Source organism: Sphingobacterium psychroaquaticum (genome assembly GCF_900177625.1).
Taxonomy (GTDB): Bacteria; Bacteroidota; Bacteroidia; order Sphingobacteriales; family Sphingobacteriaceae; genus Sphingobacterium; species Sphingobacterium psychroaquaticum.
Genome location: NZ_FXAU01000001.1, coordinates 237,633 through 249,968, shown reverse-complemented (window position 1 = coordinate 249,968; position 12,336 = coordinate 237,633). Strand labels below are relative to the sequence as shown.

The following is a 12,336-nucleotide window of genomic DNA, read 5'->3' as shown; positions in this document are numbered from 1 at the left end:
CTTCCGGAAGTAAAAGCAGAGGGATTAAGTCTGGTTCTGCATAAAGAAGAAGGGGATAATGTACAGTTTGGCCTGGTATCCAACGATGCTTTTTTTGAGAAAAATACAAACCAACCTTTTTACGTTTTAGGCCAATCCAATGGACATTTGGTTTATGCGGCACAGGCTACATTAAAAAATGCCTCGGTTTTGATTAATATTCCCAAAGATAAACTACCGAACGGAATCGTACAGTTATCCATTATGCATCCTGATGGTCGTTTGATCAGTGAACGACTGGTTTTTAATGATTCACAGGAGTTTTTACCGATAAAAATTAGTACCGATAAGACAGTTTATGGGCAGAAGGATCCCGTTAAACTATCTATTGCAGTAGCCAATAAGGATACACTAAAATCGAATTACTCGGTGTCTATTGTCGACGAAGCCAAAGTGCCATACAATGACGACGAAGATTTAGGGATACTAAGCAACTACTTGCTGACATCGGATTTGAAAGGTTACGTAGAACGTCCGAATTATTATTTTAATACGGCGAATGCGAACCGGAAGGAAGCATTGGATGCTTTATTGATGACGCAAGGCTTTAGGCGGTTTTCGTATGATGACCTGATTGCAGAAAAACTGCCACAAGTACAATTTATGCCGGAACAAGGGATAAATATTTCAGGTATTTTACGCTTGAATACTGGACGGGCATATCCAAATGGTGGGCTCTTGTTGTCTATACCGTCCCGTAATTTCAGGAAGGATGTGTATACCGATAATAGTGGTCGCTTTGTCTTTGAGAATCTAGTTTTTGCTGATTCTTCCAAAGTGACGGTAAATGCACGTGGGAACGACAATTTCAGGAACTTAGTAATTAATATGGATCAGTCGTATTTCCCGGCTATAGATCAAGGAAATCCATACGCAAGAAATAATATCCAGAATATTGATAATGAAATGAAAGCTTATCTTACGAACAGTAAGAACGAATACCGTACATCCATCCTTATTGATGAGATTCAGGTAACCGGGGTACAGAAAAAGCAGGTGACCAGCAAAGAGTTTTCAGCATTGTCAGGTTTGTCTATGCCGGAACATCGTATTGAAGCAGATCGCTTATCGGGTTGTAATGTTTTAACGATGTGCTTAAGCACACTTTTGACTGGGATTACATACGATACCCAAACCTTGAAATACTATGTTTCACGTAACTACAATCAGGGAAGTCGTGTTCCAGTACAGTTCTTTTTAAACGGAATGCCGATTGATGAGCCTTCACTGAATTCAATACAGACGGCAGAAATTGAGGCTATCGAGATCTTTTTACGCGATGACTTGGGAACCGTTAGTCGGATGTATCAAAATGATGGTGTTGTCTCGATCATGACGAAGAAAAATGATCAGAAAAAGATGCCTCGGATGTCTCTTTCTGAGATCGAAAGTTTGTTGCCAAAGACGAATATTGTTGAGATGATGCCACTAGGCTACGTTAAAGAACGTAAGTTCTATGCGCCTAAGTATGACACACCTGCCAGCAAGAATACCAATGATTACCGAACTACAATTTACTGGAATCCGGACGTAGTACTTGATGCAACGGGTCAGGTATCATTAGATTTTTACAACGCAGATGGTAATGGGAAATATAAAGTCGTTGTCGAGGGACAAGATGAAGCGGGAACCATCGGTCGAAGTGTTTATTATTATAATGTGAAATAAGAAGTGGCCTACGAGGCCACTTTTTTTGTTTTTACATTCAGGATAACACTTAGCAGAATAATAGCTATCCCTAAGTAGGCATAACTGTTGAGCTGCTCATCAAAGATGAAATAACCAAAAACCAAGGCGTATATTACCCCGAGATAGTTTAAACTGGCTACTTTGGACAGATCTGCCTGCTGGTAAGATCGGGTCATATAATACTGTGCTCCTTGTGTAAAAATCCCAATCAGTAAGAGAAACAGCCAATCTAGCCCTTGTGGCTGCTGCCAGTTCAATAGACAGTAGACGCCAGCAATAGGCAAGGTCAGCATCGGGAAGTAGAACATAATGACTAGCGGATGTTCGGTATGACGTAGTTTCGCAATAATGTTATACGCTAATCCCGAGAAAATTGCTGAGGTAATACCAATAAGGAGATCGGCTGTCGAAATCCGGGTATCAAAACCTTTTAAGAGAAAGACACCACCAATGGCCATGGCAAAATATAGAAATTGGATAGGACGTAACTTTTGCTGAACAATAAAGATACCCAGAATTGCGGTAAAGAATGGCGAAAGGTAATTGATCGTAACGGCGGATGCCAAGGGGATATGTTGCAAGGTGTAAAAAGAGCCGATTAAGCCGAGGCATCCTGCAATTCCTCGTAAGGTTAGCATTTTTCGGTTGTTACCGAGTACTGGAATTTGTTGGCGTCTTAAGACATAGTAGGATGCAACCAAACTGAAAATAGATCGAAAGAAAACGACTTCCAGTGTTGGTATATGTGATACATATTTTACGCATACATTCATCAGGGCAAATAAAAGCCCCGCCAATAACATGTATTGGATACTTTTATCCTGTTGCACTAAGAAGTGGTATCGTTTTGGTTTTCCGAATCAATTTCTACCTCTACTTGTTCAATCATCACCGCGTATGATGCCGGTCGGATGCCTCCACCAAATTGAATAGCATAATGTTTGGTAAACTCAGCACCAAAGTATAAAATAGCAGCGGAGTAGTAAACAAAGGCGAGCAGAATGATCACGGAGCCAGCGGCACCGTAGGAGCTGGCGATTGCATTGTTACTGAGGTAATAGGCGATGACATATTTACCTAATAGAAATAAGAGCGACGTAAATAACGCTCCCCAAAAGATATCGCGAAAACGTACTTTTGCGTCAGGAAGAAAGGCGAAAATTGCACCAAAGAGAACTGTAATTACAACGAAGGTAACGATGGAGTTGATGCTGTCGATCATTTCCATATCGATGTGTACAAAATACTGTCCAAAGTAATTCATCAATACGCCGATAATACTGCTCAGGATCAGTGAAGCCATCAATAAGAATCCCAGTCCGATAATCATTGAAAAAGAAAGAAGACGATCGATAACAAGCTTTACCCATCCTTTTTTAGGTTTAACCCTGATGCGCCAGATTTCATTTATTGAATTTTGGATGTCGATAAATATGGTTGTCGAGGAGAAGATCAAAATACCGATACCAACATATACAGCAATGCTATTTTTATTCTCAAAGGATATCTTCTTTATGGCTGCATCCAACATCGTGGCGATATCGGGCCCAAACAGTTGGTTTAGTTCTTCCATAATTTCATCCTGCGCTCCAGTGGGGCTATCGAGCTGACTGCCATAGAAGAAGCCCAAAGCCCATATCAGAATAAGAAGGACTGGCCCAATAGAGAAAACCGTGTAATACGCCAAAGAAGCACTCTTCTTTAGACACCTGTCGTCTAAAAAGTCAGACCCCGCACCAAGGAGTACGGAGCCTAAATTTTTAACTTTCTGTTTAAATAACCCTTTATCCATAGGTTATTCTGCATATATTTTGTTCATAAGCTCGGCCGAACGTTGTAGGATTACTTTCCGTTTTAGGCTTAATTTTGGTGTTAGTTCACCATTATCAATTGTCCACTCTTTATCGAGAAGCTCGAATTTTTTCACTTTTTCCCACTGTCCGAAATCTTCATTCAGACGGTCTATTTCACGGTGATATTTTTCGAGTATTTGAGGGTTTTGGATTGCTTTTTCACGTGAATCAAAAGGAATGCCTTTATGTTGGCACCATTTTTCCAGCGCATCGAAGGCCGGGACAATCAAAGCCGCAGGGAAACGTTGGTTCTCCCCAACTACCATAATTTGTGCAATGAGGGTGGACTCCATGAATTTATTCTCTAAAATCTGTGGCGCGACGTACTTGCCGCCCGCGGTTTTAAACATTTCTTTTTTCCGATCTGTAATCTTCAAGAAACCATCGGGTGTTATTTCTCCGATATCACCGGTATGGAAGAAGCCTTGTTCATCGATTGCTTCTTTGGTCGCTTCTGGATTTTTGTAATAGCCCGGACTGATGCTTGGTCCTTTGACGAGAATTTCGCCATCTTCCGCAATTTTTACATTCAGGTTGCTCAAGACGCGGCCGACTGTACCAAATTTGACATCAGTTTCGATGTGTGAGTTTACGGCAATAACGGGAGAAGTCTCGGTTAGCCCATATCCTTCTAAGACTTTGATGCCGGCGGCCCAGAAAACGCGTGCGAGACGTTCCTGAAGTGCAGCACCGCCAGAAATAATGAGCTCAATGTTACCTCCTAAGGCCTCTTGCCATTTGGAGAAAACCAGTTTTCGCGCAATGGCTAATTTGAGCTTATAAAAGGTTCCATTCCTTGGCGGTTCCTGAAACTGATGCCCCACCTCAAGGGCCCAAAAGAAAATGGATTTTTTGATCCCTGTTAAGGTCTTTCCGCGCTCTACTACTTTGTCGTAAACTTTTTCGAGTACCCGCGGCACGGTCGTGAAGATCTGTGGCTTTACATCGTTGATGTCCCCAACAATATTATCTAAGCTTTCCGCATAATGCACCTCGATCCCTCGGGAAAGGTATAGGTATACGACCATCCGTTCAAAAATGTGGCAGAGCGGTAAAAAGCTTAATGCTTTGCGTAGATTTAGATGGTCCATGACCAAGTGTTCACAAGCCTGGACGTTGCTTAAAATGTTGCGGTGCGTTAAGAAAACCCCTTTAGGCTTGCCTGTCGTCCCTGAAGTATAGATCAACGTAAGAAGATCATCCGGTTCTACCGCGTCATTGTATGGCTTCAGATCGGTGTCTAATTTATCTCCCGCATCAAGTAACGTACGGTAGCATGTTTTTCCAGGAATGACATCAAAGGTAAATACTTCGATATCCAGATTGTGCTCTTTGATCGCTACATCTAATTTGTTGGATAGTTCTGCATTGCTCACAAATACGAGTTTGGCCTCCGCATCATTTAAGATATAGGATAGATCTTGTTCCGATAAGGTCGGGTAGAGCGGCACAATGGCAACCCCAATTTGGTTACAGGCAAAATCTACGAAATTCCATTCCGGTCTGTTGCCGGACATAAGTGCTATTTTATCGCCCTTTTTGAAGCCTTTTTGAAGTAAAGATTTGCTTAGGCTGTTGCTGATTTTTACAAAATCAGCAGTGGAATAATATATCCATTTATTATCCTGTTTACCTGCTACCATCCGATCGCTCGGGTGATTATGGGTATATCTATCGATAATGTCAAATAGTCTATTTAATTTGTCCATATCTGTGTATAGTTATAGATTTATAATTCCAGTATTTCACTAATATACAAAATTTGCAGCTATAATGTAGCGCGAAAATATAATGCGCACATAATAATAAAAAGAAATTTTACGCGGTATTGTTTGATTTATCGAATGAAAAGTGAACTTATTTTGTGTCGCATCATAACATGTTTTAACTTTTGAACGTTAAAAAAAGTAGTACTTTTGAAACACACAAACAATTACCGTATCCATGAGAAAAACACATTGGCTAATTCTAACACTAGGTCTAATATTTTTTACGTTTAATCAAGCTTCAGCACAATTATCGAGTCAGCATGCTGTCGGTGGCCGTTTCGGAAGCGCAACGGGTTTCAACTACCGATATACGCTGGCTGAAGATCGTGCCGTGGAGGGAATTCTAAGTATCCAAAGCAATTCTAAGTCCAGACGCTTTCGGATGGTCGGTTTATACGAGTTTCATAAGCCACTAGCGGAAAACTTCACGTGGTTTTATGGTTTTGGAGGAAGCTTGGGAAGCTTTAAGTATAAATCTGAAACCGTTCAAGTGACAAACGAGAATGGACAAGTTATTACCAGCCGGACAAATCCCAAGTCTGAATTAGCGCTCAGCGTAGATGGTATCATTGGTGTGGAGTATGCTATTCCAACAGCACCATTATCTATTTCGCTGGATCTTAAGCCTTACTTTGATTTTATTCAAGAGAGCAGTATTAAGTTAATTGATCCTTTTGGGCTTAGTATTCGTTACAAGTTTTAATAAAAAAGACGCCGTCTAGAAAGGCTGTAAATTGTCCTGTTGAGGTGGTCGAAATATTCAATTTATGGCAAAGAATGACATTTAGTCCTTTGATTGGTTCAAAGGAACAAATAAAAAGGCTGTTTTAAACAGCCTTTTTATTTGTTATATCGAAAGCCAAATGCGGCCTAATTCTTTTGCCCGAACCGAAGCTTGTTCAAACTCCTGGATGGTATAAACTTTTTTTGTTGTGCGACGTAATGGCGTCGGAACTGTTCGAATAAGGCCATCACGGGATACGAGTACATCAACAATATCATCTATCGCTCCTTGCTCTAACACAAAATCCAGCTCTTTACCCAAAACATCAAGGCGTGTTCCATTGATAGCGATAAGTTCATCGTCGACTGATATACCTGCATCCCAAGCGGCAGATCCTCGTTCTACGACTTTTACGACAATTCGACCTTCGATGACGGCTGTCTTTAAGCCTAGTGAGCGTTCTTGATTATTGGCATTCACATCGATTAACTGATACCCTACCTTTTCAAAAAAGTCATTATAGTCTAACTCTTGGTTGGTATGAGCCGCTTCGAAGATGTCAGATAAATCTACCCCCACGGTTTGTTCGGCAAGAGTTTGGAAAGCAGATTCTTCGAAACCGTGACCTTCCGTCTTATAAAACTGTTGGTAGGCAGCACGAAGTACATCATCTAATCGTTTTGCACCATCCGTTTCTGTAATAATTCGAATATCGAGCGCTGCCGCCAACATTGCTCCTTTATTGTAATAGGAGATACTGGTATTCGATGAGTTCTCGTCGGGACGATATTGTTTGATCCAGGTGTCAAAGCTCGCAAGACCTGCTGACTGTATCTGGAAGCCAGGTCTATTGTAAACGATATTGAAATCCAATGCCAATAGGTTCAAATATTCCTTTGGTGAGTGGAAGTTACAGCGGCGAATAATCAGATTGTCGTAATATGCTGTAAATCCCTCCATGATCCAGAGGCCTGTCGTATAATTCTCCGCTTCGTAATCAAAAGGACCAAGTGCTTTTGGACGCAATCTTTTGACATTCCACAGGTGAAAGTATTCATGCGCTACCAGGCTCAGGAAGTTTTTATACGTTGCAGCCTGTTGATACCCATTGCGACTTGCGCCTAAGACTGTCGAGTTGAGGTGCTCCAGCCCCCCTCCGCCGTTCTGATAATTATGCGTAATAAAGACGTAACGACTGTTGGGATTTTCTCCCCAGATATCCGTTTCTATTTCTACGATTTTACGAATATCTTCCGACAATTGTTTCTTATCGTAAGTGCCACCTCCGACCATAGCAAATTCATGTTGTACGCCTGCTGCTTCAAAGTGCCACACATCTTGGTTTCCGATCTCCAAAGGAGAATCAAATAAAATATCGAAGTCTGACGCGTAATATGTGTGCTCTTTACCGGGTACGGTTGGCAAACCTGTTGATACGCTAGACCAATTTTCCGGAAGGGTGATGGATAGGGTTGAAGGATGATTCAGAAAACCATCAGGAAACATAAAAGTCGCGGCCGAACTTAAAAAGGCATGATCGTTATCGATGAAATTTGTGCGTACAGATACTTCAAAACCATACACACTATATTGCACCTTTACATTCTCTTTATGACTATAAACACGCCATGTATTTTTGGCTATTTTCTCACAACGAACAGCTTTGCCGTTCGCCTCCGCGGATAAACGCTCTACATGCCTGGAATATTCCCGGATCAAATAGGAGCCAGGTGTCCAAACGGGCATCTTCAGGTCGATATAATCTTTATCGAACTGCTGTAAATCTATTTGTATTTCGGCATAATGTGCTTGTGGTTCCTGAAAAGAGACGGTAAAATGTATACTGGAGTCAGCCATGAATGATGATTTAGAATATATTGCAAAGCTACCTTTAATATAGTTCACATCAAATGGATATTCGTAGGGAAATCAAAATATTACATCAAATTTGTTATCTTTGACTATAGATTAATGCCTGTGTTATTGTATGATTTTAGTTGCAGATAGTGGTTCGTCGAATTCCGATTGGATGCTTAATTTACCAGATAGTAAACCCTTATCTTTTCGAACGAAGGGGTTAAATCCTTTTTTTGTAAATGAGAAGGAAATCCTAAAGGTAATGAAAGATGTTCCAGAAATATTACCCTATGCCAGTGAGATACATGAGGTGTATTTTTTCGGTGCAGGGTGTATCACTCCAGATCGCCGAGAGATTGTCTCGAATGCTTTAAGTGAAATTTTTCCAACTGCTTTTGTGTCTGTGGAATGTGATCTTTTAGGCTGTGCCTATGCTACCTTCGGGGTAGAGAAAGGATATATCTGTACCATAGGTACGGGATCTGATATTGGTTTTTATGATGGTGAAATGTTGCGGCCTAGTGTGCACGGTATTGGTTATGTATTGGGGGACGAAGGATCGGGTGCATGGTTTGGAAAGCAGATGATTACAAGTTTTTTGTATGAGAAAATGCCTAAAGACTTGTCTAAAAAGTTCGAGGAAAAGTATAAATTAAACAAAGAGATCGTTATTAAGAATGTTTATCAACGTGATCGGCCCAATGCATATTTAGCTTCTTTTGCCGGATTTATGACCGAGAATATTATGCACCCCTTTATCGATAATTTGTTGCGTAATGGTTTTGATGAGTTTGTTCGTACGAATATCATGACGCATGCTGATTATTGGGATTACCGCGTAAATTTTGTGGGCAGTATTGCTTACCATTTTGATATGCAACTACGTGATGTGTGTGAAGTGCATGGCATTAATATAGGAACGATTTTGAAAAGTCCGATGGAGCAACTTTTTCACTACGTTGTTGATCGAGAAACAAAAATATTGACATAATAAATTTTATCATGGTACTAATAAACACGATTATGCTGTTGGCTTCGATGTTAAGTCCGGCAAATTCTATCTACGATTTCAACTTCACTTCTATCGAAGGCAAGAAGATTGAAATGTCGAGCTTTAAGGGTAAATATGTGCTGATTGTGAACACCGCTTCGGCTTGTGGTTTTACCAAGCAATACAAGGACTTGCAAGCGCTTCATCAGCAATATGGTAAGGATTTGGTGATCATTGGTTTTCCGGCGAATAATTTCGGAGAGCAAGAGAAAGGATCTAATGCCGAAATTCAAAATTTTTGCGAAAAAAATTATGGAGTTACCTTTCTTCTTTCTGAAAAAGTAGAGGTTAAGGGCAGTGAAATTACACCTTTATTCCAGTATTTGACCACCCAGGAGAATCCTGATTTTACAGGTGATATCAATTGGAATTTTGAGAAGTTCTTAATTAATAAAGAAGGTAAATTGGTGCACCGGTATCGTTCGAAGGTGAATCCTTTGGATAAGAGTATCACCGATAATATTAAATAGTAACAAACAAAAGGACGTCCAGCTGGATGTCCTTTTGTTTTTATAAAGCCATTGATCGGATTGTTGTTTAAGGGGTGTGCAAACTAAAGTAGCAACTGCGGCAGCGCGGTTCATAGCTATCCTTTTCTCCTAAGAGCACCCGGTCTTGACTTGCAGCTATGCGGTAGGAATAGTTTGCTGGTGCTCCACATTGTACACATACGGCGTGTACCTTGGTGACGTGTTCTGCGACAGCTAGTAACGCAGGAATGGGGCCAAAAGGCTCTCCTCTATAATCCATATCGAGACCTGCAACAATGACACGAACGCCGCGGTTCGCGAGCTGCACGCATACATGCGGTAACTCGTCATCAAAAAACTGCGCTTCATCGATACCGACCACTTTGGTTTCGGCACTCAACAGTAGAATGGCCGAGGAATGTGAGATTGGCGTAGAAGGAATACGGTTGCTATCGTGCGAGACAACTGCTTGTTCATCGTATCGGATATCAATGGCGGGTTTGAAAATTTCGACCGGCAGCTTCGCAAATTGAGCTCTTTTCATCCGACGGATAAGTTCTTCTGTCTTTCCGGAGAACATAGACCCACAGATAACTTCGATACTGCCCATATCTACATTTTTCTTAATAAAGTTGTGCTCAGAGAATAGCATGTATTTTTTTACGTTGTACTTTTAAAGTGAAGGTTAAACATACGTTAAATCTTCACGCTGAATCCCACGAATATCGAAATTTTATCTTACTTTTCATGTATCAAAGGCTCAGGAAAGGAAGAGGTACTGTGAAAAAAATGTAATCTATTCCCAGCCTTTAGAGTTGGATTTGCGTGCATTTTTAGCTAAGTTTGAAGGAAGCAAGTTCAGTCTAAATCGGAACGCTGTAGCAATCAGTTGATTTCGTTTGTTCACAAAAATCGAGGACAAAAAAATATTAAAGAGAAATGGGTTACACGAAAGCAGAAGTTTTTTCAAAGATAGGAGATCTTTTAGTAGAGATAAATGATAGCTATGCAACGCTGTCGGAGGAAGGGATAGATAACCGTGCGGAGGCATTGGTGTTATTGGAGGCGAAAGCCCGTTATCTGACGGTGCACATCGAGGTGTTGCAGCGTTTGGGCGGATCGACATTGCCCGTTGCGGAGGCGCCTATAGCGGCTTCGTTTTCGGAACCTAGGGAAGAGGCTGTGATGCCTGTTGAGGATTTAGTGGCTACACGCGTGGAAAAGGTTATTGTAGAGACATTTGTGCCGACGGTTACCGATGAAATGGAGACTGCGTATCCTGCCGCGGAAGCATCGTTAGATGAAACGCCGGCATTCGCAGCAGAAGTTGAATCTCCGGTGGAGCATACACCAGAAATAGAACAACCCACAACATCTGAAATTGCACAGCCTGAATTGTTTCAACCGATAATAGAGGAGCCAGTAGAAGAAGAGCCCCTGCCTGTTACGGTGCAAGAAACTTTTGTTCCTACGGAAAGAATAGAAACACCCCGAGTAGTTGAGCGCGAAGAGAAAGTGGAAGTTGTGGAAGAAAAGACAGCTCCTTCACGTCCATTGACATTGAATGAAATCTTGCAGCAACAAAGACAAGCAAATGTGGCTTCATCCGCACCTGCTGCGGCATCGGTATCGCATGCTGGGACGGCAACTGAACGGATTACCGACTTGAAAAGTAGTATTAGCTTAAATGATAAGCTGTTGTTTATTAAAGATTTATTTAATGGTTATTCATTAGCGTACAGCGAAGCTGTAGAACTCTTGAATCGGTATGCTACATTTGGAGAGGCCGATGCCTTTTTACAAACAAACTATGCCTTAAAGAATAATTGGGCCGATAAACCGCTTACCGTAGATAAGTTGTATGCGATTTTACGAAAAAAATATATGGGGTAGTAATAACCCGTATAAAAAAAGGCGTTTTTCTCAAAACGCCTTTTTTTATGCTATATCGAATTTGAGCCACTCGGTTCCTTGGTGACCATAGATGAAATACTTTGGTTGTATAATCTCGGCGCATATCTCCACATCTTTTAAGAAGTCACTATCTTGGGTTGCAAAGTTTTCTTTCTGAATGATGTATATCTGATTTTTTTGAACCGCATTACTTCGGCTTAATACGTCGTCCTGTAATACGCTGAAAATAGTACTTAAGAGGGACTCGTCTTCCTGTACGATGCAGATTATAGAAGGATTATCCATTTTATCCGCAATGGATACACCTCCTGCAATAGCGATAATGTCGTGCAGTTGTTCGTTATATAAGGGAGAAAAGTCTGTTGCTTGTTGTAGGATTAAAACAGTCGGACGGATATCTCGGTGGATATATTTGAGTTTGTGTATCAATATATCTATTTCCTCTTCCAGGTATTCGCCTGCCTGAGGATTACGTTGCTTTTCGTTTTCTAATAGTTGATCGTAGAAGTTTAGTTGTTGCATTTGAGGCAATATTTAAGCGACAAATTTAAGGAAGCTATTGTTAAGAACCTAATTGGAGTCTTTTTAATACGGCTGGTCTAGGATAGATTTTGTAAATTGCGTAAGGATTTTAAGAATTTAGTTATGTTCGATAAATTGTTTCAAGCGCAGCAAAAGGCTGAGGAAGTAAAAAAGAGATTAGACAATATCTCTGTGGTAGGTGAAGCAGAAGGTGGAAAGATTAAAGTGGTTGCTTCAGCGAATAAGGAGATCAAAGAGGTGACGATAGCCCCAGAGCTATTTAACGAAACGGATAAGGAAGAGCTGGAAGAATTGCTCGTTGTAGCACTTAATAAGGCACTTGCACAGGCAGAGAATGTGAGTCAATCTGAAATGCAAGCCGTGTCACAAGATTTACTTGGTGGTATGGGAGGTTTAGGTGGTTTAGGGAATCTATTTAATAAGTAAG

At 40.9% G+C, this 12,336-nt stretch carries 11 protein-coding genes and 1 pseudogene; 6 read left to right on the top strand and 6 right to left on the bottom strand.

Annotation, left to right across the window (positions count from 1 at the left end; translation table 11 throughout):
* Positions 1-1,707, top strand: a pseudogene (locus B9Y69_RS19140) (carboxypeptidase-like regulatory domain-containing protein); the annotation flags it as partial.
* Positions 1,708-1,715: 8 nt separating this feature from the next.
* On the opposite strand, the gene B9Y69_RS01100 reads toward B9Y69_RS19140, so the two are convergent.
* Genes B9Y69_RS01100 through B9Y69_RS01090 form a run of 3 tightly spaced genes read right to left on the bottom strand, consistent with a single transcriptional unit; the run spans position 1,716 to position 5,290 of the window.
* Positions 1,716-2,558: a DMT family transporter gene (locus B9Y69_RS01100; protein ID WP_200811723.1), complete on the bottom strand. Its 843-nt coding sequence runs from the start codon at positions 2,556-2,558 to the stop codon at positions 1,716-1,718.
* Positions 2,558-3,520 carry a YihY/virulence factor BrkB family protein gene (locus B9Y69_RS01095; RefSeq protein WP_085471178.1) on the bottom strand — a complete coding sequence of 321 codons (963 nt, stop codon included), beginning with the start codon at positions 3,518-3,520 and terminating at the stop codon, positions 2,558-2,560. The genes B9Y69_RS01100 and B9Y69_RS01095 overlap by 1 nt, the downstream gene beginning before the upstream one ends.
* A gap of 3 nt (positions 3,521-3,523) precedes the next feature.
* Entirely contained in the window at positions 3,524-5,290 is a 1,767-nt protein-coding gene (locus B9Y69_RS01090; RefSeq protein ID WP_085471177.1) for an AMP-dependent synthetase/ligase, read from the bottom strand.
* A gap of 235 nt (positions 5,291-5,525) precedes the next feature.
* Between B9Y69_RS01090 and B9Y69_RS01085 the strand changes: the two genes are divergently transcribed.
* Positions 5,526-6,053 (top strand): hypothetical protein, encoded by a 528-nt coding sequence (locus B9Y69_RS01085; protein WP_085471176.1) that lies wholly within the window; start codon positions 5,526-5,528, stop codon positions 6,051-6,053.
* A gap of 144 nt (positions 6,054-6,197) precedes the next feature.
* Here B9Y69_RS01085 and B9Y69_RS01080 read toward each other — a convergent pair whose 3' ends face one another.
* Positions 6,198-7,931: a M61 family metallopeptidase gene (locus tag B9Y69_RS01080; protein ID WP_085471175.1), complete on the bottom strand. Its 1,734-nt coding sequence runs from the start codon at positions 7,929-7,931 to the stop codon at positions 6,198-6,200.
* Between the two features lie 130 nt (positions 7,932-8,061).
* Here B9Y69_RS01080 and B9Y69_RS01075 point away from each other — a divergent pair, with 130 nt between their 5' ends.
* Positions 8,062-8,922, top strand: coding sequence for an N-acetylglucosamine kinase (locus B9Y69_RS01075; RefSeq protein WP_085471174.1), 861 nt, complete (start codon positions 8,062-8,064; stop codon positions 8,920-8,922).
* A gap of 11 nt (positions 8,923-8,933) precedes the next feature.
* Positions 8,934-9,452 carry a glutathione peroxidase gene (locus tag B9Y69_RS01070; RefSeq protein WP_134433573.1) on the top strand — a complete coding sequence of 173 codons (519 nt, stop codon included), beginning with the start codon at positions 8,934-8,936 and terminating at the stop codon, positions 9,450-9,452.
* Positions 9,453-9,519: 67 nt separating this feature from the next.
* Here the strand turns inward: B9Y69_RS01070 and B9Y69_RS01065 are convergent, their stop codons facing one another.
* Positions 9,520-10,104 carry a thymidine kinase gene (locus tag B9Y69_RS01065; RefSeq protein ID WP_085471172.1) on the bottom strand — a complete coding sequence of 195 codons (585 nt, stop codon included), beginning with the start codon at positions 10,102-10,104 and terminating at the stop codon, positions 9,520-9,522.
* A 287-nt stretch (positions 10,105-10,391) separates the two neighbouring features.
* On the opposite strand from B9Y69_RS01065, the gene B9Y69_RS01060 reads away from it, so the two are divergent.
* Positions 10,392-11,345 carry a hypothetical protein gene (locus tag B9Y69_RS01060; RefSeq protein WP_085471171.1) on the top strand — a complete coding sequence of 318 codons (954 nt, stop codon included), beginning with the start codon at positions 10,392-10,394 and terminating at the stop codon, positions 11,343-11,345.
* Between the two features lie 45 nt (positions 11,346-11,390).
* Here the strand turns inward: B9Y69_RS01060 and B9Y69_RS01055 are convergent, their stop codons facing one another.
* Entirely contained in the window at positions 11,391-11,888 is a 498-nt protein-coding gene (locus B9Y69_RS01055) for a substrate-binding domain-containing protein (protein ID WP_085471170.1), read from the bottom strand.
* A gap of 123 nt (positions 11,889-12,011) precedes the next feature.
* Between B9Y69_RS01055 and B9Y69_RS01050 the strand changes: the two genes are divergently transcribed.
* Positions 12,012-12,335, top strand: a complete 324-nt coding sequence (locus B9Y69_RS01050; protein ID WP_085471169.1) for a YbaB/EbfC family nucleoid-associated protein — start codon at positions 12,012-12,014, stop codon at positions 12,333-12,335.
* Position 12,336 lies beyond the last annotated feature (1 nt).